This is a genomic window from Streptosporangium sp. NPDC048886, from assembly GCF_055586905.1.
The window spans coordinates 181,345-207,654 of sequence record NZ_JBVJHH010000008.1 but is presented as its reverse complement, the minus strand read 5'-3'; the positions used below and the strand labels follow the sequence as shown (position 1 = coordinate 207,654).

The 26,310-nt window shown below is 73.8% G+C and carries 19 protein-coding genes; 9 read left to right on the top strand and 10 right to left on the bottom strand.

Annotation, left to right across the window (positions count from 1 at the left end):
* Positions 1–396 carry a hypothetical protein gene (locus ACZ6R6_RS12370; protein WP_470092671.1) on the bottom strand — a complete coding sequence of 132 codons (396 nt, stop codon included), beginning with the start codon at positions 394–396 and terminating at the stop codon, positions 1–3.
* 332 nt (positions 397–728) lie between these two features.
* On the opposite strand from ACZ6R6_RS12370, the gene ACZ6R6_RS12365 reads away from it, so the two are divergent.
* The 3 genes from ACZ6R6_RS12365 (at position 729) to ACZ6R6_RS12355 (ending at position 4,510) form a co-directional block, all read left to right on the top strand.
* On the top strand, positions 729–2,165 hold the full coding sequence (locus ACZ6R6_RS12365; RefSeq protein ID WP_470092669.1) for a cytochrome ubiquinol oxidase subunit I: 1,437 nt from the start codon (positions 729–731) through the stop codon (positions 2,163–2,165).
* A gap of 10 nt (positions 2,166–2,175) precedes the next feature.
* Positions 2,176–3,117 carry a cytochrome d ubiquinol oxidase subunit II gene (gene cydB / locus ACZ6R6_RS12360; RefSeq protein WP_470092667.1) on the top strand — a complete coding sequence of 314 codons (942 nt, stop codon included), beginning with the start codon at positions 2,176–2,178 and terminating at the stop codon, positions 3,115–3,117.
* Positions 3,118–3,265: 148 nt separating this feature from the next.
* Entirely contained in the window at positions 3,266–4,510 is a 1,245-nt protein-coding gene (locus ACZ6R6_RS12355) for an MFS transporter (RefSeq protein WP_470092665.1), read from the top strand.
* An 87-nt stretch (positions 4,511–4,597) separates the two neighbouring features.
* On the opposite strand, the gene cutA is transcribed toward ACZ6R6_RS12355, so the two are convergent.
* The 7 genes from cutA to ACZ6R6_RS12320 form a co-directional block, all read right to left on the bottom strand.
* Entirely contained in the window at positions 4,598–7,006 is a 2,409-nt protein-coding gene (gene cutA, locus ACZ6R6_RS12350; protein ID WP_470092663.1) for an aerobic carbon-monoxide dehydrogenase large subunit, read from the bottom strand.
* Positions 7,007–7,055: 49 nt separating this feature from the next.
* The gene (locus tag ACZ6R6_RS12345; RefSeq protein WP_470092661.1) at positions 7,056–7,535 is read right to left on the bottom strand and encodes a (2Fe-2S)-binding protein; all 480 of its coding nucleotides are present in this window, start codon (positions 7,533–7,535) and stop codon (positions 7,056–7,058) included.
* A gap of 39 nt (positions 7,536–7,574) precedes the next feature.
* On the bottom strand, positions 7,575–8,444 hold the full coding sequence (locus ACZ6R6_RS12340) for an FAD binding domain-containing protein (protein ID WP_306867788.1): 870 nt from the start codon (positions 8,442–8,444) through the stop codon (positions 7,575–7,577).
* Complete coding sequence (locus tag ACZ6R6_RS12335; protein ID WP_470092658.1) at positions 8,441–9,838, bottom strand: uracil-xanthine permease family protein; 1,398 nt, start codon at positions 9,836–9,838, stop codon at positions 8,441–8,443. The genes ACZ6R6_RS12340 and ACZ6R6_RS12335 overlap by 4 nt, the downstream gene beginning before the upstream one ends.
* A 397-nt stretch (positions 9,839–10,235) precedes the next feature.
* On the bottom strand, positions 10,236–13,010 hold the full coding sequence (locus tag ACZ6R6_RS12330) for a toll/interleukin-1 receptor domain-containing protein (protein WP_470092656.1): 2,775 nt from the start codon (positions 13,008–13,010) through the stop codon (positions 10,236–10,238).
* Positions 13,011–13,133: 123 nt separating this feature from the next.
* Positions 13,134–13,355, bottom strand: coding sequence for an RNA-binding S4 domain-containing protein (locus tag ACZ6R6_RS12325; RefSeq protein ID WP_306867781.1), 222 nt, complete (start codon positions 13,353–13,355; stop codon positions 13,134–13,136).
* Positions 13,356–13,398: 43 nt separating this feature from the next.
* The gene (locus tag ACZ6R6_RS12320; RefSeq protein WP_470092654.1) at positions 13,399–14,961 is read right to left on the bottom strand and encodes a PucR family transcriptional regulator; all 1,563 of its coding nucleotides are present in this window, start codon (positions 14,959–14,961) and stop codon (positions 13,399–13,401) included.
* 192 nt (positions 14,962–15,153) lie between these two features.
* On the opposite strand from ACZ6R6_RS12320, the gene ACZ6R6_RS12315 reads away from it, so the two are divergent.
* The 5 genes from ACZ6R6_RS12315 (at position 15,154) to ACZ6R6_RS12295 (ending at position 22,556) form a co-directional block, all read left to right on the top strand.
* Positions 15,154–16,044: an oxamate carbamoyltransferase subunit AllH family protein gene (locus tag ACZ6R6_RS12315; protein WP_470092652.1), complete on the top strand. Its 891-nt coding sequence runs from the start codon at positions 15,154–15,156 to the stop codon at positions 16,042–16,044.
* A complete protein-coding gene (locus ACZ6R6_RS12310) occupies positions 16,034–17,431 on the top strand; it encodes an FdrA family protein (RefSeq protein WP_470092650.1) in 1,398 nt (465 codons plus the stop codon). Before ACZ6R6_RS12315 ends, ACZ6R6_RS12310 begins: the two co-directional genes overlap by 11 nt.
* A gap of 67 nt (positions 17,432–17,498) precedes the next feature.
* Positions 17,499–18,908 carry a YlbE family protein gene (locus tag ACZ6R6_RS12305; protein WP_306867774.1) on the top strand — a complete coding sequence of 470 codons (1,410 nt, stop codon included), beginning with the start codon at positions 17,499–17,501 and terminating at the stop codon, positions 18,906–18,908.
* A gap of 229 nt (positions 18,909–19,137) precedes the next feature.
* Complete coding sequence (locus ACZ6R6_RS12300) at positions 19,138–21,201, top strand: serine/threonine-protein kinase (RefSeq protein WP_470092648.1); 2,064 nt, start codon at positions 19,138–19,140, stop codon at positions 21,199–21,201.
* Between the two features lie 86 nt (positions 21,202–21,287).
* A complete protein-coding gene (locus tag ACZ6R6_RS12295) occupies positions 21,288–22,556 on the top strand; it encodes an MFS transporter (protein ID WP_470092646.1) in 1,269 nt (422 codons plus the stop codon).
* 4 nt (positions 22,557–22,560) lie between these two features.
* Here ACZ6R6_RS12295 and ACZ6R6_RS12290 read toward each other — a convergent pair whose 3' ends face one another.
* Positions 22,561–24,156 (bottom strand): bifunctional 3'-5' exonuclease/DNA polymerase, encoded by a 1,596-nt coding sequence (locus tag ACZ6R6_RS12290; protein WP_470092644.1) that lies wholly within the window; start codon positions 24,154–24,156, stop codon positions 22,561–22,563.
* Between the two features lie 35 nt (positions 24,157–24,191).
* The gene (locus ACZ6R6_RS12285) at positions 24,192–25,700 is read right to left on the bottom strand and encodes a metallophosphoesterase family protein (RefSeq protein ID WP_470092642.1); all 1,509 of its coding nucleotides are present in this window, start codon (positions 25,698–25,700) and stop codon (positions 24,192–24,194) included.
* 137 nt (positions 25,701–25,837) lie between these two features.
* Between ACZ6R6_RS12285 and ACZ6R6_RS12280 the strand changes: the two genes are divergently transcribed.
* Complete coding sequence (locus ACZ6R6_RS12280; RefSeq protein ID WP_470092640.1) at positions 25,838–26,266, top strand: acyl-CoA thioesterase; 429 nt, start codon at positions 25,838–25,840, stop codon at positions 26,264–26,266.
* Positions 26,267–26,310 lie beyond the last annotated feature (44 nt).

The following is a 26,310-nucleotide window of genomic DNA, read 5'->3' as shown; positions in this document are numbered from 1 at the left end:
TCAGAGGATCTCGGCGGCCCGCGCGGCGGCGTGGAGGTAGACGGGGTCGGGGGTGCGGGCGTGCTCGCGGAGACATGCCTCCGCGAGCTTGATCGCGTGCTCGTCGCCGTCGTCCACCGCCCGCGCCGCCACCTCCTCGGGGCCGGGCGGGTCGCCGTACGGCGGCGGCTCGGGGGTGGCGCGGGCGGTGAACGCGCTGAAGTATCCGCTCCAGTCGGTCACCCGCCGGAAGTCGCCGAGTGCCTCCGGCCAGTCGCCGATGGGCTCCACCTGTCCGGGCTCCGGCTGCAGCCGGGGGAGACAGCCCTCCACCCAGCGCTCCACCGGCGTCGGCGCGCCCCAGGCGCCCACCCACCCGGCCCGCACCGTCCGCCGCCCGGCGTACCCCGGAATCACCCCAGCGGCTGATGTCCGGCGGGCACCTCTCGCACCACCATTGAGGTCATGCGCCTCCGGGGCCCGGCAGGCCCGGGGCGCATCAGGCCGGCAGGGCGCACGCCCCCACCGGCCGGGCCGCCCGGGGCACGACCTCCGGCGGCGCAGGGGGGAGAACAGGCGTCGCGGGCGGAGGGGGCGGTCTCGGCCCGTCCGGGAAGTGCGGTCCCGGACGGACCATGTGACAAAGATCGCAACAGCTCGCGGCGCCAACCCCACCCATTGCTCTACGGCTTGTAGTACTACTTTTAGTAGAACTACAGCTTGTAGAGCTCAGGACCCGTGAGGGGAAGATGGACGCACTGGACCTTGCGCGGTGGCAGTTCGGGGTCACCACCGTGTACCACTTTCTGTTCGTACCCCTGACGATCGGCCTCGGCGTATTCGTGGCCGGCCTGCAGACGGCGTGGCACCGCACGGGCAAGGAGCACTACCTCAGGCTCACGAAGTTCTTCGGGAAGCTCTTCCTGATCAACTTCGCGATGGGCGTGGTCACCGGCATCGTGCAGGAGTTCCAGTTCGGCATGAACTGGAGCGACTACTCGATCTTCGTCGGCGACGTCTTCGGCGCCCCGCTGGCCCTGGAGGCACTGCTCGCGTTCTTCCTGGAGTCGACGTTCCTGGGGCTGTGGATCTTCGGTTGGGACAAGCTGCCCAAGCGTGTCCACCTGGCCACGATCTGGGCCGCGGTCATCGGCTCCAACCTGTCGGCCTACTTCATCCTCGCCGCCAACGCCTGGATGAAGCACCCGGTCGGCTACGAGGTGGTCGACGGCAAGGCCCGGATGACGGACCTGTGGGCGGTGCTCACCAACTCCACCGCGCTCGCCCAGGTGCCCCACGTGGTGGGCGCGGCCTTCGTGGTCGCGGGCGGGTTCGTGCTGGCGGTCTGCGGCTACCAGGTCCTGCGCGAGCGGCGCGCCGACCCCGACCGGACCACCCCGGTCCGGCGGGGCGCGGTGGACATCTGGCGGACCCCGATGCGGGCCGCACTGGTCATGACGGCGATCGCCGGAATCGTGGTCGCCGGCAGCGGGGACATGTCCGCCAAGCTGCTGTACGAGCAGCAGCCGATGAAGCTGGCCGCCGCCGAGGGGCTCAGGCACGACACCGCGGGCGCGCCGTTCTCCCCCGTGCCGGGGGTCGAGGTGCCCATGCTGCTCAGCTTCCTGGCCACCAACGATCCCGGGGCGGTCGTCCAGGGCACCGAGAACCTGCAGGCCCGCTTCACCGAGGAGTTCGGCCCGGCCGACTACCGCCCCAACCTGCCCGTGGTCTACTGGTCCTTCCGCGTGATGATCACCTTCGGGATGGCCACGGTGGCCCTGTCGGTCCTCGGCCTCTGGCTGACCCGCGGGCGCCGCCGCGACCCGCGCCCGCCGCGCGAGATCCCCGCGTGGTTCGCCCGGGCCTGCGTGCTGGCGCTGCCGCTGCCGACCCTCGCGATGATCGCGGGCTGGCTGCTCAGCGAGATCGGCCGCCAGCCGTGGACCGTCCAGGGCGAGCTGCTCACGGCCGCGAGCGTGTCACCCGGCGTCAGCCTCACCGAGGTGGCCGTGACGCTGGCGGTCTTCACCGCCCTGTACGGCGCGCTCGCGCTGGCCGAGGCCGTGCTGATCATCCGCCACGTCAGGACGGGTCCCGAGCCCGTCTCCCCCGCTCCCCGCACGCCGCCCTCCCGCGACGGCGAGGACGCGGGCGCCCGGCTCCAGCCGACCCTGATGTACTGAGGCGGAAACGATGGAACTCACCACCTTCTGGTTCGCGATCATCGCCTTCCTCTGGACCGGATTCTTCGTCCTGGAGGGCTTCGACTTCGGCGTGGGCCTGCTGGCCCCGGCGCTGTCCAGGAACGAGGCCGAGCGCAAGCAGGTCCTCGGCACGATCGGCCCGGTCTGGGACGGCAACGAGGTCTGGCTGATCACCGCGGTCGGCGCGATGTTCGCCGCCTTCCCCGCCTGGTACGCCGGGCTGCTCAGCGAGTTCTACCTGCCGATCGCGCTGGTCCTCGTCGGGCTGATCGTGCGCGGCATCGGCCTGGAGTGGCGGGGCAAGGTCCACCACTCCTCCGACCGCGCCTGGTGCGACCTGGGCATCCTGGTCGGCAGCGCGCTCCCGGCCTTCCTCTGGGGCGCCGTCTTCGCCGACCTGCTGCACAACAGCGCGCTGGCCGCGCTGGTCGGCGGGGTGTTCTCCCTGTCGCTGTGCGTGCTGCACGGCGCGGTCTTCGTCGCCCTCAAGACGTCCGGCCCGGTGCGTGCCCGGGCCCGCCGTACCGCGATGATCACTTCCGCGGTGGCACTGCCCGCCGCGGTCGTGGCGCTGTCCAACATCCCGGCCGCCGGCACGGCCGTCGCCGACTGGACGGCCGCCCCGTGGCTGTGGGCCTGCGCGCTGAGCGCGATGGCCGCCCTGGCCGCCGGGGTCGCGCTGACCTGGCGCGGCCGGGACGGCTGGGCGTTCGCCGCCACCGCCTCGTCCATCGCGCTGGGCTCGGTCGCCCTGTTCGGCGCCCTCTGGCCGGCCCCCCTGCCCGGCCTCACCGTCGCCGAGGCCGCCTCCGGCCCCTACACGCTGGGCATGCTGACCTGGATCGGCCTGATCGCGCTGCCGTTCGTGCTCGGCTACCAGGTCTGGTCCTACTGGGTGTTCCGCAAGCGCCTGGTCGCCGAGGTGTCCTGACGCCTCCCGCCGGAACGGACGGGACCCGCGAGGGCCGGGCGCCGCCGTGGCGCTCCGGGCTCCGGCGGGTCCCGTCTCGCCGCGTGCCGTACGGGCCCCGCGGGAAAGGCGGTTGATTTCCCGCGGTCAGCTCTGAAGGATTCCCTTCATGAAGCCCCTCAGCCTGTTCCGCCACCGGAATTTCATGCTCCTGTTCGGCGCAGACACCGTCAGCCAGCTCGGCACGCAGATCAGCATGCTCGCGCTCCCGCTGGTCGCGGTGCTCGCGCTCGAAGCGAGCGAGTTCGAGACCGGACTGCTGGTCGCGGCCGAGACCGCCGCCTTCCTGCTGGTGGGACTGCCGGCCGGGGTCTGGGTGGACCGGATGCGCAGGAGGCGGATCCTGATCACCGCCGACGTGGTCCGCGGCGCGCTGCTGGCGTCAGTGCCGATCGCGTGGTGGCTGGACGCGCTGAGCCTCCCCCAGCTGTACGGCGTGGCGCTCGGCATGGGCCTGGCCACGGTCTTCTTCGACATCGCCTACCAGAGCTACCTGCCGAGCCTGGTCGGCCGGGACCAGCTGATGGACGGCAACGCCAAGCTGGAGATCGTGCGGTCGGCGGCGGGCGTGGCCGGGCCGGGCGTGGGCGGCGGGCTGGTCCAGATGCTCACCGCGCCGGTCGCGGTGCTGGCGGACGCCGTCAGCTTCCTCGGCTCGGCGCTGTTCCTGTGGCGGATCGACGCCACCGAGCAGGCGCCGGACCCGGCCGGCCGGCAGGGACTGCTGAAGGAGATCGGCGAAGGGCTCCGCTACGTGGCCACGCACCCGATCCTGCGGATGATCAGCGCCTCCACCGCCACCGCCAACTTCACGAGCGGGATGATGGCGGCCGTTGAGATGATCTTCCTGACCCGGGTGGTGGGCCTCGCCCCCGGCGCCATCGGCCTGCTGTTCTCCGCGGCGGCCCTCGGCGGGCTCGCCGGCGCGGCGATCGTGGGCACGGTCAGCCGCCGTGTCGGCACGGCCAGGATCATCTGGCTGTCCATCCTCGCGACCGCCCCGTTCATGCTCCTGGTGCCGCTCAGCGGGCCCGGCTGGAAGACGTCGCTGTTCGCGGTCGGCATGTTCATGCACGGGATCGGCGTGGTCCTCTACAACGTCAGCCAGGTCAGCTTCCGCCAGGGCGTCACCCCCGAGCACATGCTCGGCCGGATGAACGCCACCATGCGCTTCGTCGTGTGGGGCACGCTCCCCCTGGGCGGCCTGGCCGGAGGAGTGCTGGGCGAGCTCTTCGGGGCCCGCGCCACGCTGTGGATCAGCGTGGTGCTGGCACTGCTGGCCGTGGTCCCGCTGCTGCTGTCCCCGCTGCGCACGATGCGCGACCTGCCGGCCCCCGACGAGGTCAGCGCCTGACCCCCCCGGATCGGGACGGCGGGCACGCGCCAGGTGCTGTCCCGGCGGGCACGGGCTCCGGCACCGCCATGGCGGGTGCCTGCCGCGTCACGACGGGGCCGGAGGCGAGGGTGTCGCGGAGCGGCGCAGGTCGAACAGCTCCGACGGGGAGATCGGCATCTTGTCGATGCCGATGCCCTCGGCGTCCTCGACGGCCGAGGCGATCACCGCCGACACCGGGATGACCCCCGCCTCCCCCGCGCCCTTGATGCCCAGCGGGTTGAGCGGCGACGGCGTCTGCAGGTGCGCGGTCTCCACGGCCGGGATCTCCGTCGCGTAGGGCATCAGGAAGTCCATGAACGAGGCGTTCAGCAGCTGGCCGTGCTCGTCGTAGACCATCCGCTCGTACAGCGCGCCGCCGACCCCCTGGGCGACGCCGCCGTGGATCTGCCCCTCGACGATCATCGGGTTGATCAGGTTGCCGCAGTCGTGGACGACGGCGTAGCGCAGGATGCGGATCTCGGCCGTCAGCGGATCGGTCTCCACGATCGCCGCGTGCATGCCGGAGGCGAAGGTCGAGCGGAGCGGCGAGTAGTAGTCGCGCCCCTCAAGCCCCGGCTCCTCCCCCTCCCGCACCGGCGGCCTGTCGAAGGACGCCGCCCCGGCGAACTGGGTCGCCCGGGCCGCCTCCTCGTCGAAGGCGTAGCGCAGGGGGTTAGACAGCACCGCCACGGTCGCCAGCGGGAGGGAGACGCCGGGCGCGCCCACCACCTTCACCTCGCCGTCGACGATCTCCAGGTCGCGCGGATCGGCCTCCAGCGCGTCGGCCGCGATCCGCAGGGCCTTCTCCCGGACCTTCCGGCAGGCCAGCGCGATCGCGTTGCCGCTCATCACCGCGGCCCGCGAGGCGAACGTGCCGACCGCGTAGCCGAACCTGCGGGTGTCGCCGGTCACCACCGAGACACGCTCCAGCGGGACGCCCAGCTCGGTGGCGGCGATCTGGGCGAAGACGGTCTCGTGGCCCTGCCCCTGGGAGGTCAGCCCCGTGGAGACGTGCACCCGGCCGTCGGAGGTGACCTGGACGTGGCCGCCCTCGTACGGCCCGACGCCGGTGCCCTCGACGTAACAGCCGATGCCGATGCCGATCCTGCGCCCCTCGGCCGCCGCCCGGGCCTTCAACCCGGGGAAGGAGTCCCAGCCGATGAGCTCCTTGAGCATCCGCAGCGACTGCGGGTAGTCGCCGCTGTCGTAGATCAGCGGGCGGCCGTCCTGGAAGATGAGGCCCTGGTCGTAGGGGAACTCCTCGGGCCCGATGAAGTTGACCTCGCGCACCGCCGTGCGGTCGGCCTTCAGATGTGCGGCGATGTGGTCCATCGTCCGTTCCATGCAGAAGACGGCCTGCGGGCGGCCCGCCCCCCGGTACGGCGTGACCTGCACGGTGTTGGTGTAGATCGAGGAGAACTCGACCCGGTAGGCGCCGATCTTGTAGGGGCCGAGGAGCTGGGTGGAGGTGATGATCGGCACGATGATCCCGTACGGCGTGTAGGCGCCGTGGTCGTGCAGGATGGTCACCTCCAGGCCGAGCACCCGGCCGTCGCCGTCGAAACCGACCCGGACGTGCTGCACCTGGGCCCGCTCGTGCGCCGAGGAGACGAAGTGCTCGCGCCGGTCCTCGGCCCACTTGACCTCGCGGTCGAGCAGCATGGCCGCCCACGGGACCAGGACCTCCTCCGGCCACGGGTGCACGATCTTGACCCCGAACCCGCCGCCGACGTCGGGCGCGATCACCTCGACCTTGGGCAGCGGCAGGCCGAGCTTGGCCGCGATCGCCATGCGGACGCTGGTGGAGGTCTGGGTGCTCGTGTACACGCGCAGGGAGCGGTCGTCGGCGTCCCAGCGGGCGTACACGCCGCGCCCCTCCAGCGGCATGGAGGCGCTGCGCTCGATGTCGAGCCGGAAGGACAGCGTGTGCGGCGCGGCCTCGATCGCCTCCCGCGCGCCGAGACCGGCCGCGGAGGGCACCTCCTGCACCAGGTGCGCGCCGACGTTGCCCGGCACGTCGTCGTGGACGAGCTGCGCCGACTGCGCCGCCTCCTCCACCCCGACGACCGGTTTGAGGATCTCGTAGTCCACCCGGATGAGCGCGCAGGCGTCCTCGGCGAGGTAGCGGTCGCGGGCGACCACCATCACGACGGGCTCACCGACGTGCCGGACCAGATCGCGGGCGAGCGGGTGGGCGGTGCGGCCGTGGGTCAGCGCGGGGTGCGGGATGAGCAGCGGCAGCGGCTGGGCGAGCAGGGCGGGCAGGTCCTCCCAGGTGTAGATCGCCACCAGCCCGTCCACGTCGAGGGCCGCCGACACGTCGATGTCGCGGATGCGGGCGTGCGCGTGCGGGGACCGGACGAACGCCGCCGCCAGCGCGTCCGACCCCAGGTCGTCCAGGTAGCGGCCCTGCCCGGTGAGCAGCCGGGGATCCTCCCGCCGCCGCACCGGCTCCCCGAACAGTTTCGTCGTCATGTCGCCCCCGTCCGGCGGCCCGCCGTACCGTCTCTCCCGGCCCGCCCGCTCACGGTTCCTCCGCCATGATCTCGGCCGCGCGGTGGACGGACTTGACGATGTTCTGGTAGCCCGTGCACCGGCACAGGTTGCCGGAGATGCCCTCCAGCACCTCCGCGTCGGTCGGCGCCGGGTTGTCCCGCAGCAGGGCGGTGACCGTGCACAGGAAGCCCGGAGTGCAGAAACCGCACTGCAGGCCGTGGCACTCGGCGAAGGCGCGCTGCACCGGCGACATCGCGCCGCCGGGGGCGGAGAGCCCCTCCACCGTGGTGATGTCATGCCCGTCCACGGTGACGGCGAACGTCAGGCATGACCGGACCGGCTCCCCGTCCAGCAGGACCGTGCAGCACCCGCACACCCCGTGCTCGCATCCGACGTGCGTGCCGGTCAGGCCGAGGTCGTGCCGCAGGCAGTCCGACAGCAGTCGCCGGGCCGGCACCTCGGCCTGCCGGACCACCCCGTTGACGGTCAGTGTGATCGCGATGTTCATCCTCGGCTCACCGTTCCCCGCCGGCCGCGGCGGCTCCGCTCACGCATCGAGGGCCTCCCGCGCCGCGTCCCGGAGGGCCTGCTGGGTCAGGACGCCGGCGAGGTGGCGCCGGTAGTGGGCCGTCGCGTGGATGTCCGCCTCCGGTTCGATCCGCTCCTGCACGGCGCGGGCCGCCGCGGCCCAGTCGGCCGAGGCCGGGGGGCGGTGGCCGCAGGCGTCGGTGACGTCGACGAGCACCGGGACGGGGCCCACGCTCACGCACGCCACCCTGGCCCCGGTGATCCGGAGGTCGTCGTCCAGGCTGATCAGCGCCGCGATCCCGGCCAGGGCGTAGTCGCCGTGCCGTCTGGCGACCTCGCGGAAGGCGGTGCCCGAGCGCGGGGAGAGCAGGGGGAAGAGCGCGGAGACGGCCAGCTCGCCCGGTCCGGCCGCCGATTCCAGGGGGCCGGTGAAGAAGTCCGCGGCGGGGACGTCCCGGGTGGCGCCGCGCCGGGCCAGCCGTACCGAGCCGCCGAGAAGGGTGAGTACGGCGGGCAGTTCGGCGGCCGGGTCGGCGTGCACCAGGCTGCCCACCACCGTGCCCCGGTTGCGGATCACCGGGTGGGCGACCAGCCGGAGCGCCTGGCGCAGCAGCGGCTGGGCGGCGGCGACCCGTCCGGAGCGCTCCACCTGGGCGTGCCTGGCCAGCGCGCCGACCCGGACGCCGCCGGGCTCCACGTCGACGGTGGCCAGTTCGGTGAGCCGGTTGATGTCGACGAGGCACCCGGGGGCGGCCAGCCGCATGTTGAGCATCGGGATGAGGCTCTGCCCGCCGGCGAGCACCTTGCCGTGCTCGCCCGCCGCGTCGAGGGCGTCGAGCGCCTCGCCGACGGAGCGGGGGGCGTGGTAGTCGAAGGGAGGCGGTTTCACCCGGACGCCTCCTCCCGCCCCGTCCCGCCCTCGGAGGGCCGCGCGGCCGCGGCGGGCCCGGTCTCGGGCCCGCCGGATATCGCCCGCAGCAGGTGGTAGCCGCCCACCACCACGATGGTGCCCAGGGCGATGCCCTCCAGGACGAAGTGCGAGCCGATCATCTGCCGGACCGGGCCGATGGCCAGGATGATGCCCGCCCCGACCGGGACCATGTTGACCGGGCTGGAGAAGTCCACCTGGTTCTCGATCCAGATCTTGGCGCCGAGCAGGCCGATCATGCCGTAGAGGATCACGGTGATGCCGCCGAGCACACCGCCGGGGGTCGCCGCGACCAGCGCGCCGAACTTGGGGCACAGGCCGAACAGGATCGCGATGACGGCGGCGATGTAGTAGGCGGCCGTCGAGTAGACCCTGGTCGCGGCCATGACCCCGATGTTCTCGGCGTAGGTGGTGGTCGGGGAGCCGCCGAAGGTGCTGGCGACCACGGTGGCGGCGCCGTCGCCGAGGATCGCCCGGCCCATGTACGGGTTGACGTTGGTACCGGTCATCTCGCCGACGGCCTTGACATGGCCGATGTTCTCGGCGACCAGCGCGATCGCGGCCGGGAGCACCAGCAGCACGGCGGAGAACCTGATGTCGGGCAGGAACGTGTCGGGCCAGCCGATCCAGGGGGCCTCCGCCACCGCGGCGAAGCTCACCCGCGGATGCGTGTCGACGGTGGCGGTCGCGGCGTTGTAGGCGGTGATGTCACCGAAGACGCGGTCGGCCGCCCAGGAGAGGGCGAAGCCGATGATCAGCCCGAGCAGGATGCCGATCCGGCCGACGAACCCCTTGAAGAACACGATGATCACGAAGGTGACGAGCATCGTGATCAGGGCGATCCACTGGTCCTGCGGCCAGTAGACGTCCGCGACCACGTAGGCCAGGCCGAACCCGATGAGCATGACGACCGCGCCGGTGACGACCGGCGGGAAGATCCGGTTGATGATCTGCACGCCGAGGAAGTGGATCGCCACTCCGACGAGCGCGAGGACCAGGCCGACGACGAGGATCGCCCCGGTGACGATCGCGTCGGCGGCGGGGGTGTCGCCGCCGTGGATCGCCCGGATGGCCAGGACCCCGCCCACGAACGAGGCGCTCGTCCCGAGATAGCTGGGGATCTTCCCCTTCACGATGAGCAGGAACATGATCGTCGCGACGCCGGAGAACATGATGGCGACGTTCGGGCTCAGGCCCATGACCAGCGGGAAGACGAACGTCGCGCCGAACATCGCGATGACGTGCTGGGCCCCGAAACCGATCATTCGCGGCCAGGACAGTCTCTCGTCCGGTCTGACGACCTCTCCGGGCGCCAGGGACTTGCCGTCTCCGTGCTTGGTCCAACCTGCAACCATCAAGCCCACCTCTCACCGGGCCGTCGGTCGGTGGCCGCCCCGCAGGCATCCCTCCGGCGATCCCCATGCTGTCGTTGCGGGCACATTAGGCCCGTGCCCGCCCCCGTACACCGTCATGATCTGCCAAATCTGAGTCGCCGGCCAGTGACCGCCTCGCCCACCGGCCGCGACGACGTCCGGTGGGGAGATGAGGGACTACGGAGGGTTCCCGGGCGCGGCGGCGCCAAAACCCGGTGCGGGATCACGGCGCGGGCCGTCGCGCCCCGCGGGCCCTGCCGTCCACGGCCCCGGTGACCTGCGGCGTCCCCGGGGCGGGCGGGCCTTCAGGAGCACCGGCGCAGGACCCCCGCACGCCGGGCGGCGGGAGACGACCAGAATGATCGTTCACATCATGTGATCATAGTCCCTGGCCCTGCTCGGAACGGTCGCAGGCCAGGTCCGGCGGTGGATCGGCGTGGGCGGACCTCCGCCACTCGTCGGCCGACAGGTCGCGGCCGGCGATCTCACACGCCTTCCTCGTCCACGCGGCGGGGTCGACGGCGGTCCGGGCGAGGACGCCTCCCGACGTCGCGGAGAGCAGTTCGCGGCCGTCGGCGGTGAAGGCGATGGCCGTGGCGTCCCACGGATACCCTCCGCCGCCCGTGACGGGCGGGAGCGGGAAGGCGCCGAGGATGTCGCCGGTGCCGAGGCTCGCCAGCTGCACGCTCCCGTCTCCGCGGAGCCGGGCGACCGTCAGGCCGTCCGGGCTGACCGCGGCCGCCGGCCTGTTGCCCGCGTCGCCCGGCAGGGTCGTCAGCCGGGTCCGGCCCGAGCTGTCCCACACCTCCAGGTCGCCGCCGCTGCGCTGGACGAGGAGCCGGTCACCCGCGAACAGGACCAGCTCGGCGGCGCCCGTCCCGACCGTGCGCGTCCTGCCCGTGCGGGTGTCGGCGAGGACGACGGGGCCGTCGCCGGCTCTCCAGGCCACCGCGGTGCCGTCCCGGCTGATGTCGGCCGTCTCCAGGTCCGCCACCGCCTCGGGCCGCAGGCCGCCGGGCCCGGCCGGCCGGCCGGTGGTCAGGTCCAGCACGCCGTAGCCGCCTCCGTGCAGGATCGCGACGCTCCTGCCGCCCGGGAGCGCCCGCACGGCCGCCGGTCTCTCCAGGGCGGCAGGTCCGAGCCGGATGTCGCGCACCTGCCGCCCGTCGGGGCCGGCGGACCAGACCCGGACGGACCGGGCGGGCTCCGCGCCGACGGAACCGATCAGCAGGACTCGCGGGCCCGAGTCCGCGGCCGCCACGGAGGCGCCGGACAGCCCCTCGGCGTGGACGAGCCTGCGCGGCTCGCGCCCGCTCAGGTCGTAGACGTCTCCCCCGGTGTAGAGGCCGCCCACCACCGCGACGGTCCTGCCCTCCGGGGACACCGCCAGGCGGGGCGGCGGGTCGAAGGTGGGGCCGCTCTCGATCTCGATGCCGGTGGACACGGTGATCCGGCTGGTCTCCCGGAGGTCCCACAGGAACAGGGTGTCGCCGGTCGCGGAGACGAGCCGCTCGTCGCCGCCGAGGAACCGGATCATGCTGACGCTGCCGCCGCCGGTCAGCTCCAGCGGCGGCCTGAGGCGCTCGACGTCGGCGCCCAGCTCCAGGACGTACATCCTGCCGCTCCGCGAGGCGGCGGCGTACCGGCCGTCACCGCTGAGCTCCAGGTTGTCGTACGGCCCGTCGGGCAGCCGGCCGGCCCGGCCCGTCCCCCGGCCCGTCGCCAGGGTGGCGACGCCTCCGTACTTCACGTAGCCGTAGTGGCCCGCGTCGGCCGAGATCCCGTAGGTGTAGTTGCCGGCCGGGCTGAAGAACTCCGAGGAGGCGCCGATCCTGCGCAGGTCGGTGAGCCTCCTGCGCTCCCACGTCCCGCTGCTGTTGACCAGCGCCACCGACGAATCGCCCCGTATCCCGATCATCTCGGAGTCGGTCGCGGCGCGCACGGCCCGGCCGGTGCGCCGGTCGCGCACCGCCAGCACGCCGGCCGGCGGCGGCTCCAGCACGGCGACGTAGCGGCCCGTGGCCGACAGGGCGACCTTCGCCGCCCGCCGGGACTCCAGCGGGACCGGCCGGGCGGCCGCCCCCGCCCCCGCCCCCGCCTCCAGGACGGAGGCCCCGGCCCCGTCGGCGACGGCGACGGTACGGCCGTCCGAGCTGGTCGCGACGCTTCCGATCGCCCTGTCGCCGACCCTGGTCTCGGCGCGGGTCCCGGCCCGGAGGTCCCACCGGACCACGGTGCCGGCGGCGGTCCCGGCGACGATCACGTTCCCGTCGGCCGAGGCGGCGAGCGCGGTGATCACGGCGCCCGCCGGCAGGCAGCGGACGAGGCGCGGGTTGGCGGAGACGGCCTGGAACAGCGCGGCCCGGGTCTGCGGGTTACGGTCCATCCGGTACGCCTCGACCGCGAGGAGCTGCGCGAGGTCGAAGCGCGTCCCCAGGCTCGCGATCGCCTCGGCCGCCAGCAGCCGGGAGGTGGCCAGCCTGGCCTGGGTGCGCGCCCGGTCGCGCTGGTCCAGCGCGACCGCTCCCCCCGCGACCGCCACCGCCGCCGCCAGCGCCAGGGCGACCACCGCGGTCCACGCCACGCGCATGTTACGGCGGTGCGATCTCAGGTGCTCGCCGTGCAGCTCGTCCTTGTCCATCCCCCGGATCGGCGCGGCGATCGCGGCGATCCTCTCGTCGGGTATCTCCGGCGGCTCGCCCCGGGCGCTCCGGACGTCGCGCAGGTCCACCCAGAGCGGCTCCTCGGCGAAGACCCCCCGCAGCACGGGCGGGACGACCGCGCCGGCCGCCCAGTCGCCGGTCCCGGGATCCCAGGTGAGCCCCCCGCCGGTCGAGACCAGCAGCAGCCGCCGCACGGACCGGTGCTCCAGCCACCAGGCCAGCTCGCGTTCCACCCAGACCGAACCGGCCGCCTCGGGCGAGGCCAGCAGGATGAGCCACTCCGACGAGCTCAGGGCCGCCTCGATGGAGGTCCACAGGCCCGGGTTGGCCGCCAGGCTCGCCTGGTCGCGGAACACGCGCAGGGCACGCATCCGGTGCCACGGCTTGGCGAACCGCTGCAGGCGCTCCTGCAGCGCCCGCGCGAGCAGGCCGTCGTGGCCGTGGCTGTAGGAGATGAACGCGTCGTACGCCGAGCCGCGCGCTGCCGTCATACACGCTCCGTCCGAGCCGCGCCCCGGCGGAGAGGTGTTACCCGCGCCCCGGGGACATCGTCAGAGTCGCACGGATGGCGGCGGCCGACCGGCTTTCATCGAAAAATCCCGGCGGCCCGGACGTCAGCTCCGGGCGCCGACGACGCGGATCTCGAAGCCGTCGCCGGTGACGACCTGGCCGGCGCGGATCTTGCAGGTCTTGCGGAGCTCGACCTCGCCGTCCACCATGACGTTCCCCTCGGCGATGAAGTGCTTGGCCTGGCCGCCGGTGTCGGTGACGGCGCAGTATTTCAGCAGGTCGCACAGCGGGATGTAGTCGGTCTCCAGCTCAAAGGTCTCGTTCACGCCCCCGAGTTTAGGGGCCGCGGGTCCGGACGGGGCCGCGGGTTCAGATGCCCCGCATCCGCAGGACGTGCAGCGCGAGGGTGAGGTTCAGCCGCAGATGGGCGTCCTCGGTGAAGTTGCCGAGCATCCGCTCCAGCTTGCCGATGCGGTAGCGCAACGTGTTGTAGTGGAAGTGCAGCCTGCGGGCCGTCTCGGCGACGTTGAGATTGGTGTCCAGCAGCACCTGCAGGGTCCGGCGGAGGTCGGCGTTCTCGGCGTCGTCGTCGGAGGCGAGCGGGCCGAGGGTCTCGCGGACGAAGGCGTGCAGCTCGGCGGTGTCGTTGACCAGCGACAGCAGGCGGTAGACGCCGAGCTGGTCGAAGTGGGCGACCGCGCCGGGGCCGTGGAGCTGGCGGCCGACCCTGGCCGCCTTCAGGGCCTGGCCGTACGCCTCGGGGAGGGTCTCGGCCCCGGCGGCGACCCGGCTGGCGCCGGTGGAGAAGGTGGCGGGCAGGCATTCGGCGAAGGCCGCGGCGGCGTCCTTGGCCAGGCGTCCGGTGTCGACGGCCGCGTCCATGACGGCGACGACCTCGTGGGAGAAGCCCGCCACCGCGCCGCGCGGGTCGTGGCGGCGCATCGCGGCGGTCCAGCAGGTGACCAGGCGGTCCTGGGCGACGCGCTCGTCGCCCTCCGGGTCGAGCTCGGCCACCAGCACGGTGACCGGGCGCTCCAGGTCCCAGCCGAACGCCTTGGCCCGTGAGGCGACCCGCTCGGAGCCGCCGGCCCGGCCGGTGAGCACGTCGCGCAGGAAGTCGGCGCGGTATTTGCTCTCGACCGCGTTGACCGCCTCCTGCCGGGTCACCACCAGGGCGGCGACGGTAGCGGCACGTTCCAAGATTCCGACGTCGCTGTCGCGCACCGACCCGACGGGGCCGCAGGCGACGATCCGGCCGTGGTGGTGGCCGCCCGCCACGACGGGGACCGAGGTGTGGCCGCCCTCGGGGGCGCCGCGCAGCGCCGCCAGGTGCTCGGCGGGCCCGGCGGCGGCCAGCACCTGACCGGTCCCGTCCAGCACGGCCACGGCCACGTCGAGCAGCCCGGCCACCTCGGCCGTCACCTCACGCAGCCCGCCCCCGGCGAGCACGACCTGGACCAGGGCCCGGTGCGCCTCCTCGGCCCGGGCCAGCACGGCGGCCTGCCGGTTGAGGATGTCGGTGAGCACCTGGTTGAGGATGTCGTCGAAGCCGACGTCGTCGGGCAGCTGGATCAACGGGAAGCCCAGCCGGTCGGCCTGCTCCACCATCTCCTCGGGCAGCCGGTCGAGATAGCGGCCGAGCTTGATGGCCAGCGCGGCCAGGCCCCGCTCGTCCAGGTCGGCCACCAGCCGGTCGAGCGACTGGGGGGTGTTGCGCAGCGGGTAGCCGGTGGTCAGCAGCAGCTCGTGCGGCTTCACCCAGGCGAGGACGTCGGGGACCTCCATCACGTTGAGCCGCTGCACGATGCGGCCCAGACCCCGCTCCCCGGCGATCAGCCGGGCTCCGGCCAGCGTCGAGACTCCGAGCACCTCCCCGACGGCGACGCCGTGGATGATCGTGCCGGTGCTTGCCAGACGCACGGGAGGTTCCATGCAGCGATTGTGACTGATGGAGCCGTCTGTCAGGAAGAGCCAACCATTGGGCTGACTGTTGGCACCTTTCTCCGTACGGAGCGGCTCCAGGACCGTTCTACCGTCGGCTCAATGGATGGGGGGATCCGTGATCGAGCGCAGCGAGCGAGCCGATGGGCACCGCACCGGCACGGGGCCGCCGAGGGAGGTCCCGTGACCGTTGGAACGCGCCCGAGAGTCCAGCGGGCCCGCCCGCGGACGGAGGCGACCGGCGCGGCCAGCACGGCCCTGCGCCGGCTGCTGGAGTCGCCCCGCCGGCCCGCCCGGGTGCTGGCGGCCTTCCCCGCCGGGATCTACCTGGAGGTCCGCACCGAGCTCGAGCCCCAGGTGATCGCGGTGGTGACGGGGACGGCCACCCGGCTGCCCAACGCGATGGTGGTCACCGGCCCGATGCCGCGGGTCGCCGTGGGGGACGAGGCGTGCGTCGGCGACGGCTCGATCGAGGTCGGGCGGCTCAGTCTGCGGGCACACCGCTGGTGGGACCCGGCCCCGCCGCTCGGCCCGGTGGATCCGGCACGGCTGGCGGCCGCGCTGCCCCGGCTGGCCGGCCTGTGCGAGCGGTCGGCGAGACGTCCGGGGCTGGAGGGCAACGGCGCGGCCGGCCTGCTGGCCGAGGGGTGTGCCCGGGCCTCGCTGCTGCACGGCGTCACGGCCGCCGAACAGCTCGTCGGGCTGGGTCCGGGGCTGACTCCCAGCGGTGACGACATGCTGGCCGGAGTTCTGGTGGCGCTCCGTCACCTGGGCACGGCGGCCGGGGCCGGCCGGGCCGTCTGGCTGGCCGACTGGCTGGCCGCCGCGGTCACCTTCGACGCCCGGGGCAGGACCACCCCCATCTCGGCGGCGCTGCTGCACTGCGCGGCCCGGGGCCAGGCCAGCGGCGAGGTGCTGGCCGTGCTGCGGGGCCTGGCCGGCCGGCAGGCGCTGGAGCCGGCGCTGCAGCGGCTGCTCCAGCTCGGCCACACATCGGGGGCGGACCTGGCCTGGGGGCTGCGCATCGGCCTGGCCGCCGTCGTCAACCTGGGGGTGGGGACGTATGAGCACTGATCTGGTCGACGTGCGCACGGGGGTCTACCACGACTCGGTGAGCCTGATGCGGATCAGCCAGGCGGTCACCGCGCTGCCCGGCGTCGAGGTCGCGATGGTGGCGATGGCCACCGAGCTCAACCGCGACCTGGCCGCCGACCTGGGCTTCGTCCTGCCCGGAGCGGGCCCGGCGGACCTGCTGATCGCGGTGCGGGGCGGCGGACCGGACGCGCTGGAGGCCGCCGCCGCCGAGCTGGAGCGGCTGCTGGGCGGCCTGGCCGGGCGGACCGCGGGCGGCGCCGCGGCCGAACACCCCCCGCGGACCGTCCGCGCCGCCGCCCGCACGGCCGGCGGCCAGGCCGCCACCCTGGCGCTGGTCTCGGTGCCGGGGCCGTACGCCTTCGCCGAGGCCCTGGACGCGATCGAGGCCGGCCTGTCGGTGATGATCTTCAGTGACAACGTGCCGGTCGAGCAGGAGGTGCTGCTCAAAAAACGCGCCGGGGAGCTGGGCGCGCTGGTCATGGGGCCTGACTGCGGCACCGCCGTGATCGGCGGCGCGGGCCTGGGCTTCGCCAACGTGCTGCGGCCGGGGCCGGTCGGGGTGGTGGCCGCCTCGGGGACCGGCGCCCAGCAGGTGAGCTGCCTGCTGGACCTGGCGGGTGTGGGGGTCAGCCACGTGCTGGGCGTGGGCGGCAGGGACCTGTCGCGGGAGGTGGGCGGGCTGTCCACGCTCCGCGCCCTGCGGGCGCTGGACGCCGATCCGGCGACCGAACTGATCGTCCTCGTCTCCAAACCCCCCGCCTCCGAGGTCGCGCACGCCGTAGGGCAGGCCGTCGCGGAGCTCGCGACCCCGGTGGTGAGCGCACTGCTCGGCCCCGGCCAGGACGACCTGACCACCGCGGCCGAGACGGCGCTGCGCGCGCTCGGCGCGCCGGTGCCGCGGTGGCGGTCCTGGCCCGCGCCCGGGCCGGTGGCCCCGGTGGGCACGGGGACGCTGCGGGGCGTCTATTCGGGCGGGACCCTGTGCACGGAGGCCCGGCTGATCGCCGGGGCCGGGGAGTTCACCGACTTCGGCGACGACGCCTACACCCGCGGCCGGGCCCACCCCATGATCGACCCCACGCTCCGCCTGGAGGCCCTGGCCCAGGTGCCGTCCGGCGACGTCGCCCTGCTCGACGTGGTCCTCGGCCACGGCGCCGACCCGGACCCCTCGGCGCGGCTCGCGCCCGGGATCGCCGCCGCCGTCGCCGGGGGCGTGGCGGTGGTCGTCGCGCTGGTCGGCTCCGAGGGCGACCCCCAGGGGACCGCCGCCCAGGCGCGGGCGCTGCGGGCGGCGGGGGCGGCGGTGTTCGTCTCCAACGCCCAGGCCGCCCGGCACGCGGCCGGCCTGCTCCGGGACGCCCGATGACCCGCCGACCGTCCCGGACCGGCGACCGCCCGGCCGCGGGCCGCCGTTGCCCGCTCAGGAGTATCCGATGACACTGCCCATGCTCTCCGGAGAGCCTCAGGTGATCACGGCCGGCGCCGAGCTGCTCGGCGAGGCCCTGGACGCGCAGGCCGTGCCCAGGGTGGGGGTGGACTGGCGCCCGCCGATGCCCGGCACAGCCGGCGACCTGGCCCGGGTGCTGGCCGACCCGCGCCGGGTCCGCGCCAACGAGACGGCCGTCGGCCGCCTGGTGTCGGCGCGGCCCCAGCTCGTCGGGGTACGGCCCGCGCACGAGGTGCTGGACCTGCCCAGGGGCACGTTCCTGCACGCCGGGCCGCCGATCGAGTGGGAGCGGGCGTCGGGCCCGATGCGCGGCGCGCTCATCGGGGCGATGCTGCTGGAGGGACTGGCCGCCGACGCCGAGGAGGCCGGTGAGCGGCTCGCGGCCGGGCGGGCCCGGCTGGAGCCCTGCCATCACCACCGGACGGTGGGGCCGATGGCGGGCGTGGTCAGCCCGTCGATGTGGATGTTCGAGGTGCGCGACGCCGAGCACGGCGGCACCGCCTACTGCTCGCTCAACGAGGGTCTGGGCAAGGTGCTGCGCTACGGCGCCTACGGCCCGGAGGTGCTGGAGCGGCTGGACTGGATGGGCAAGGTGCTCGGCCCCGTCCTGCGGACCACCCTGGAGCGGACCGGGCCGCTGGACCTGCGGGCGCTGGTCGCGCAGGCCCTGCAGATGGGCGACGAGCTGCACAACCGCAACCGCGCCGCCACCTCGCTGCTGGCCCGGGAGCTGGCTCCGGCGATCGTGGAGGCCGCGCCCGGCCACGCGGCCGAGGTGCTGCGCTTCGTCAACGGCAACGACCACTTCTTCCTCAACGCCGGCATGGCGGCGTGCAAGGTCAGCGCGGACGCGGCCAGGGACGTCCCGGGCTCCACCATGGTCGTCGCGATGGCCCGCAACGGCACGGACTTCGGCGTCCAGGTCTCCGGGCTGGGCGGGCGCTGGTTCACCGGCCCCGCGGGTGTGCCGGACGGCCTCTATCTCGGCGCGTACGGCCCGGCCGACGCCAATCCCGACATCGGCGACTCCACGATCACCGAGACGGCGGGCCTGGGCGGCTTCGCGATGGCCGCGGCCCCGGCGATCGTCAGGTTCATCGGCGGTGACGTGTCGGACGCGATGGCGGCCACCCGGTCCATGTACGAGATCACCCTCGCCGAGCACCCCGCCTACCAGATCCCCGGCCTCGACTTCCGGGGGACGCCGGTCGGCGTCGACGTCGCGCTGGTCGCCAGGACGGGTCTGCTGCCCACCGTGAACACCGGCATCGCGGGGCGGGTGGCGGGCACGGGACAGGTCGGCGCGGGTCTGGTGAGCCCGCCCGCCTCGGCCTTCACCGCCGCCCTGGCCGCCCTCGCCGAGGCCGCCGATCAGGGCGGCGGAACGGCCGAGTAATCGTTTCCGCGGGCCGTGATCCGGAAATTCGTGATCGGCGCGCGGCAGGGGACGGCGGCGTATCACGGCCTCCGCGGGGAGTCCTCGGAGAGCAGGTCAGACCTGCGAGAACGGCGCCGACTGACAATTAGTGCGGCATGGTTTCCCCCGCATCAACTTCCATTACCGATTGTGATCCCGATATCGTGTCGAATCTTACAAATGGGGTGGCTCGGGGGGACGGGGTACGATGACCGATCGCTTGCTCGGCAGGGCCCCGGGGGGAGCGGAGGACGTGGGCGTCCCGGCGGCACAGGGCAGGCTGGTCGGCAGGCGCTACCGCCTGGTCTCCCCGGTGGGCCGCGGCGGCATGGGCATGGTGTGGCACGCCCATGACGTCCTGCTCGACCGTGACGTCGCGGTCAAGGAGCTGATGCTCCCCTACGGGCTGGACCACGCCGGCAAGCAGCTGGCGCACCGGCGCATGCTGCGCGAGGCCCGGTCGGCCGCACGGCTCAGCCATCCCGGGATCGTCACCGTCCACGACGTCGTCGAGGAGGACGGCCGCCCCTGGATCGTGATGGAGCTGGTGCGGGCCTGGTCGCTGGAGCAGGCCGTGCGGCAGAGCGGGCCGCTGCCCGTGCACCAGGCCGCCGAGATCGGCGTCCGGGTGCTCGACGCGCTCCGCCACGCCCACGCCGCCGGGATCCTGCACCGCGACGTCAAACCCGGCAACGTGCTGCTCACCTCCGACCGGGTGGTGCTCACCGACTTCGGCATCGCCGCGATAGAGGGCGATGTCACGATCACCCAGACCGGCCTGCTGATGGGCTCCCCCGCCTACATCCCGCCGGAGCGGCTGTCCGGTCAGCCGGTCACGCACGCCGCGGACCTGTGGTCCTTCGGCGCCACGCTGTACGCGGCGGTGGAGGGCCGCCCGCCGTACGAGGGCCCCGACGCGGTGGCCGTGCTCGGTGCGATCCTCACCCAGGAACCCACCCGGCCGCAGCGGGCCGGGGCGCTGATCACCGTCATCGAGGGGCTGCTCCGCAAGAACCCGGCCGACCGGATGACCGCCGCCCAGGTGTCGGACCTGCTGGACCGGGTGCTGCGCAGCCACGGCTCCGTCCCCCCGAACCGCGGGCCCGCCGTGCAGGTCCCCGCTCCGGCGCCGGTCCTGGCCGAGTCCGTCGCGGCGCATCTCATGTCACCGCTGGACCCGCCGGCCGGTCCGATGCCCTCACGGATCATCGAGACCCCCTCCGGCCCGGTGCGGGTGCCCTACGATTCGCCGGCCGGCGCTCAGGCCCCCTCCCGCGACACGCCGTCCGGCGCCCCGGGCGGGCACCACGCGGACCTGCTGTCGGTGGCCGGGCGCTCCCCCTCCAGGCTCGCCGATCCGCCGGCCACCCCGGCCGGCGGGCACCAGCGCGGCTACGAGGCGCTGCGCAGCCCCTCGGCCGGCCTCGGAGGCCCCTTCCCCGGTGATCCGCCGGCCACCCCTGCCGGCGAGCCCGCCGGCGCCCCGCCGCGCGGCTCCTCCGGCGCGGCCTCCGGAGCCGGGCTGTGGCCCCTCCCCGCCCCGGCCGGCCGGGCCGCCCGCGACGGCGGACAGGACTCCCAGGCCGTCACCGCGCCCAGCCGGGTCGGGGGCCGCCGGAGCGCCCGCCGCCGGGCGGCGGGCAAGGGCGGCTGGATGCGCGACGGCCGTCCGACACCGCGCCTGCTGCTGGCCGCCGGGGCCGGGCTGCTGGCCGTGCTGGCCGTCGCGCTGTACGTCCTGCTGCCCGGCGACGCCTCCGGCACCGCGGCCCCGGCCTCCCCGGCCCCGGCCCCGGAGGTCTCCACGCCCGCCGATCCGCCGCCGCGGGCGCGCGGCGAGGTCCCGGAGGGGTTCAGGACGCTGAGCGGGGGCGGCGTCTCCGGCGCGGTGGCCAAGGGCTGGACGGTCAAGACGGAGGACGACGGCTCCGTCGCCTTCTCGGGCCCGAAGAACAGCGGGCGGAGCATCCTCGTCACCGAGGTCCCCGTCGCCGATCCGGTGGCCGCGCTCAGGCGGGCGAGCAAGAAGGGCCTGGACGAATACATCGAGGTCGGGGTCACGCCCGTGCGCTACGGGACGTGGCAGGCCGCCGACTGGGAATACACCTACGTCCGGCCCGACAGCGTCGTCCCCATGCACGGGCTGACCCGCTACGTCGCGCTCGACGACCGGAGCGCCTACCAGATCACTTTCGCGGTGCAGGACTTCGAGTGGGAGAAGAGCGCCCCGCTCCGGCAGACCTTCTTCGACACCTTCACCCCGGTCGACTGACTCCGTCCCCGGTCCTCCGGCGCCGGAACCGGCCGGTTCCGGCGCCCGCCCCCGGCCTCCGTCACGAGTGATGACAGACTTCACTCGTGACCGAAACCCGCATAAATGCCGACATTTCCCCTAAGGATGGGGGACAAATCGCCGCCGTCCAGCGGCGGACACTCGCCGTCCTGTCCATCGCGCAGATCACCAGCGGGATCGGGGTCGCGGTGGGGTTCGCCTTCAGCTCGCTGGTGGTCGCCCGCCTGTCCGGCTCCGTGTCGATCAGCGGGCTGGCCGGGACCGCGACCGTGCTCGGCGCCGCGCTGCTGGCACTGCCCACCGCCAAGGTCTCGGGCCGGGGCGGGCGCCGGGCCGGGCTGGCGCTGGCCTACGGCTGCGCCCTGCTCGGCTGCCTGGTCACGGTGGCCGCCATCACCGTCCACTCCTGGCCGCTGCTGCTGGTCGGGCTGGTGCTGTTCGGCAGCGCGAGCGCGGGCAACCTGGCCTCCCGCTACTCCGCGACCGACCTGTCCCCGCCCGGACACTCGGCCCGGCACCTGTCATGGGTGGTGTGGGCCGCCACGATCGGCTCGGTCGCCGGCCCGAACCTCGCCGAACCGGCCGACCGCCTCGGTCAGAGCCTCGGCCTGGCCCCGGACACCGGCCCGTTCGCACTCGCCCTGCTGACCTTCGCGATCGCGCTGGGCGTCATCGTGGTCTGCCTGCGTCCCGACCCCCTGCTCCTGGCCCGCTCGGCCGCCCCCGCGGCGCCGGCGCCCGCCGTCCGGCCCCGGGGCACGCTGCGCACGGCGTGGCAGGTCCTGCGCCACTCCCCGGCCGCGCTGCGGGCCCTCGTCGCCATCGCGGTCAGCCACACGGCGATGGTGTCGGTCATGTCCATGACGCCGGTCCACCTCAACCACGGCGGCGCCACCTACTCGGTCATCGGGATCGTGCTCAGCCTGCACATCGCCGGCATGTACGTCCTGTCACCGCTGGTCGGCTGGCTGGCCGACCGGATCGGCCGGCCCCGGGTGCTGGTGCTCGGCATGGGCCTGCTGCTCGCCGCCGCCGTCCTGTCCGGCACCGCCGGACCGCACGGCGTCATGCAGGTCTCGGCCGGCCTGGCCCTGCTCGGCCTCGGCTGGTCATGCGGGCTGATCTCCGGCTCCGCGATGCTCAGCGAGGCCGTGCCGCTGGAGCACCGCCCCGCCGTACAGGGCCTGTCGGACCTACTGATGAACGTCTGCGGCGCGGGCGGCGCGGTGGTCGCCGGGGTGATCGTGGGAGCCCTGTCCTACGGCGTGCTCGGAACGGTCGTGGCGGTCATGGTGACGGTCACCGGCGCGTGGCTGACGCTGCGGCGCGCATGACGGCTCATTTGGCGTCGGCGTAGCACCGCACCGCGACGGCCTGCATCGGGAAACGCACCGGGGTCGGGCCGAACAGCAGCCGGGTCGCCTCCTCGGCGGCCCGGCCGACCGCCTCGACCACCTCCCCGGCCAGCTCCTGCGGGCAGTGCACCATCACCTCGTCGTGCTGGAAGAACACCAGCCTGGCCGGATCGGGCAGCAGCCCGCGCAGCACGGCCATGAGCACCAGCGCCCACTCCGCCGCGGTGGCCTGGACCACGAAGTTGCGGGTGAAGCGGCCCCGGTCGCGGGCCGCCCGATTCCCCTCGGGACCCGAGACCAGCTCCCGCCAGCGGGCCGAGGGCGGCGGGCAGGTGCGGCCGAGCCAGGAACGGACCAGCCTGCCCTCCTCGCCGCTGCGCGCGGCGTCCTCCACGAACTGGTAGGCCCGGGGGAAGCGCTGCCGCATCACGGCCAGCAGCTTGGGCGCGTCTCCGCTGGTCCCGCCGTACATCGCCGAGAGCATCGCGATCTTGGCGTGGTCGCGCTCGCCGCCGAACGCCTGGGCCAGCGCCTGGTAGAGGTCGATCTGCCCGGCCGCCCTGGCCAGGCCGCCGTCGCCGGCCATCGCGGCCAGCACCCGGGGTTCGAGCTGGGCGGCGTCGGCGACGACCAGCGTCCAGCCCTCGTCGGCCACCACGACCTGGCGCATCACCTTGGGGATCTGCAGCGCGCCGCCGCCGCTGGTGGCCCACCGGCCCGACACGACGCCGCCCACCACGTATTCGGGCCGGAAGCGGTGGTCGCGGACCCACTGGTCGGCCCAGACCCAGCCGTGGAAGCTGTAGATCCTGGCCATCTCCTTGTAGGCGAGCAGGGGCTCGACGCCCGGATGGTCGACCTTCTTGATCTCGTGGGCCCGGGTGGAGACGACGGGCACGCCCGCCGACTTGAACGCCCTGACGATCTGCTGCGGGGAGTCGGGGTTGAACGGCGTGCCGAAGGCCGCCGCCACCCGGTCGGCGAGGGCCTGGAGCTTGGCCGGCCGCATGCCGTGCACCGGGCGCGGCCCGAGCAGGCCGGTCAGGAGCGTGTCGTGCACGTCCTCCCGCCACGGCATGCCGTCGTGACCCATCTCCCCCGCGATCAGCGCCCCGGCGGACTCGGCGGCCACCAGCAGCCGGAACCGGCGCGGGTCGGCGGTGGCCTCGATCCGCCCGAGCTGGTCGGCGTGGACCTCGGCGACCAGGTCGACGTCGGGCGCGGGCGGCTCCTCCTCGAACAGCGTGGCCTGCCGCGCCTGCGGCCCCTGGTGGTCCTGCGGCACCGGCAGGCCGTGCAGCCGTGCGTGGGCGGCCGGGGCCGAGCGGGGCTCGTCGTGGCGCCCCTCGTAACCCAGGAGCAGGCCCTCCGTCAGCGCCAGGTCGTGGCAGCGCGACAGCCGCACCCCGGCGTCGAGCAGCGCGGGATAGACCTCCCGGGTGTCGGCCCAGACCCAGCGCGGCCGCCCGGCCTCCAGCTCGCGCGCGGCCCCCGCCAGGTCGTCGACGGCCCGCGCGGCCCGCCCGTCCGGGCGCAGGAGCCCCCCACCGCCGGGACCTGCCGCGACTGCCACGTTCATACGCCTAGCCTGCCACGGAGGACCGACATTTCCGATCAGACGAGCGAGATGACGACCTCGTCTTCGAGCGGGGGTTCGATCTCCTGCGGCAGGCATCCGGTGGCGGCGAAACAGCGGATCTTCAAGGTCTGCGGCGTCACGGAGACGTGCAGGAAGCTCTTGAAGAACGGCGGGGTGTCCCAGTCCGACAGCTCCGACAGGTAGCGGTGGAAGATCCTGCCCACGGGCAGCCGGAACGGCATCGGCCAGCCGCCGAGGATCCGCGCCGCCCACCGCATCCGCCGCGTGATGGCCACGGGCGGGACGTCCCGGACCGGGGTGTTGCCGATCCGCCTCGACATCAGCGTCGCGCTCTGCGCCGGTGTGAGGTAGAGCCAGCGCATGCGCAGCCGGTCGCTGTAGAGCTTGCTGTAGAACGACAGCGAGTCGCCGCGCAGCGGGTAGCACCTGTAGTCGTCCTCGTCCACGCCGCCCACCGTGACCCTGGGGGTGGTGTGGGTGGCGTGCATGAAGGCCCCGGAGCCCCCCGCCACGACGTACTGGATCGTCCGGCCGCCGGCCCTGACCGGGAAACGCTGGTAGTTGTGCACGTCGCCGCCTATCGCCGCGACGTAGTTGTGCGCGGGATCGGTGACGATGTCGTCGATCGTGCCGCCGCCCTCGAGCTTGGAGGGCTTGTAATCGTTGCGGGTGTAGATGGGCTTGCCGGTGATCAGCACCTTGGGCCGGGGATCGCGCGAGACCTCACGCAGCCACCGCGTCTGCTCCCGGTCCAGCGTGCTGTGGATGCCGGTGTCCACGCCCACGATGAGCAGTCCGGGCGTCTCCATCGCCCAGTAAGGTCCGGGCTGCACGGCCTGCTGCCCGGGCCGCGCCCGGCGCTCGCGCGCCCTGGCCAGCCCGGCCTCGTCGATCTTCTCCGGCCGGCGCCACAGCAGCCCGCGCAGCCCGGAGGGCGTCAGCCTGAACCCCTCCCGCTCCGCCTTCAGCGCCGGGGCGTCACAGAAGACGCGCATGAAGCCGCCGAGCCCGTCGTACCAGTCGTGGTTGCCGGGGACCGCGTAGATCGGCGCCGGATAGTCCTGGTAGGGGCGGAAGAACTTGTCGTCGTACTCGTTGCCGGACCCCGTGGGGTAGATCACGTCGCTGGCGATGACGGCGAAGGCGGTGTCGGCGCCGAGCTTGAGCATCCCGGGGACCACGGCGTACTGCGAGGCGTCGCCCTCCCCCGTGTCGCCGAGGACGAGGAAGGAGAACTCCGGCCCGACGTCCACCGGGATCCGGAAGGAGGGGTCGACGCCCCGCTCCCGCTGGGAGGCCACCCAGCGGGCCCGGACCTGGCCCGAGGGGTCGCCGAACAGTCCCGCGAGGATCTCGTTCCTCGACTTCCAGACGGTGCGCGGGCTGAGCCAGGTGAAGCTCTCCTCGTTGGGCCGCAGCTCCTTGAAGGCGCCGATCTCGACGCAGTCCCAGCCCGCCCCCTCCTCCGAGACCCGGGAGGAGACCTCACGCCCGCGTTCCGCGGCCTGCCCGACATCGACCATGACCATATCTTGGCGTTGATCTTACGGAGCCGCATCCGTTCCCGGAGACGTGCCCGTCCCGGAGCCGCCCGCGCGCCCCCGGAGATCGATCATCACGGCGAGGGCGCCCCGGAACAGCTCTGGAATATAGTTCTACCGTGTACGCCTACTGGGAGACCGTCGCGACCAGGTGGAAGGACAACGACGTCTACGGACACGTCAACAACGCCGTCCACTACTCGCTGATGGACACCGTGATCAACACCTGGCTCGTCAGGACCGCCGGCCTGGACATCCACGACGGCGACGCCATCGGCCTGTGCGTGGAGTCGCACTGCGTCTACAAGGCGTCGGTCTCCTTCCCCGAACCCATCCGGATCGGCCTGCGGGTCGGGCACCTGGGCCGCTCCAGCGTCCGCTACGAGCTCGGCCTGTTCCGCGAGGACGGCGAGACGGTCGTGGCCGAGGGCCACTTCGTCCACGTGTTCGTGGACCGGGAGACCCGGCGGCCCGCCGGGATCCCGGGGCCGCTGCGCGAGGCCATGGGGGAACTGGTGGTCGGAGACGACCTCCCGCGCCCACCGTGACCGGCGTACGGCGCCGCCCCGCCGAGGGCCCTCGCCCGTCACCG

Excerpts from the sequence above, each read along its gene's own strand:
- ACZ6R6_RS12345 (WP_470092661.1), bottom strand. The coding sequence starts at position 7,535 with ATGAACATCGCGATCACACTGACCGTCAACGGGGTGGTCCGGCAGGCC.
- ACZ6R6_RS12305 (WP_306867774.1), top strand. The coding sequence starts at position 17,499 with ATGACACTGCCCATGCTCTCCGGAGAGCCTCAGGTGATCACGGCCGGC.
- ACZ6R6_RS12355 (WP_470092665.1), top strand. The coding sequence starts at position 3,266 with ATGAAGCCCCTCAGCCTGTTCCGCCACCGGAATTTCATGCTCCTGTTC.
- ACZ6R6_RS12330 (WP_470092656.1), bottom strand. The coding sequence starts at position 13,010 with ATGACGGCAGCGCGCGGCTCGGCGTACGACGCGTTCATCTCCTACAGC.
- ACZ6R6_RS12335 (WP_470092658.1), bottom strand. The coding sequence starts at position 9,838 with ATGGTTGCAGGTTGGACCAAGCACGGAGACGGCAAGTCCCTGGCGCCC.
- ACZ6R6_RS12285 (WP_470092642.1), bottom strand. The coding sequence starts at position 25,700 with ATGGTCGATGTCGGGCAGGCCGCGGAACGCGGGCGTGAGGTCTCCTCC.
- cutA (WP_470092663.1), bottom strand. The coding sequence starts at position 7,006 with ATGACGACGAAACTGTTCGGGGAGCCGGTGCGGCGGCGGGAGGATCCC.
- ACZ6R6_RS12310 (WP_470092650.1), top strand. The coding sequence starts at position 16,034 with ATGAGCACTGATCTGGTCGACGTGCGCACGGGGGTCTACCACGACTCG.
- ACZ6R6_RS12365 (WP_470092669.1), top strand. The coding sequence starts at position 729 with ATGGACGCACTGGACCTTGCGCGGTGGCAGTTCGGGGTCACCACCGTG.
- ACZ6R6_RS12320 (WP_470092654.1), bottom strand. The coding sequence starts at position 14,961 with ATGGAACCTCCCGTGCGTCTGGCAAGCACCGGCACGATCATCCACGGC.
- cydB (WP_470092667.1), top strand. The coding sequence starts at position 2,176 with ATGGAACTCACCACCTTCTGGTTCGCGATCATCGCCTTCCTCTGGACC.
- ACZ6R6_RS12300 (WP_470092648.1), top strand. The coding sequence starts at position 19,138 with ATGACCGATCGCTTGCTCGGCAGGGCCCCGGGGGGAGCGGAGGACGTG.
- ACZ6R6_RS12290 (WP_470092644.1), bottom strand. The coding sequence starts at position 24,156 with ATGAACGTGGCAGTCGCGGCAGGTCCCGGCGGTGGGGGGCTCCTGCGC.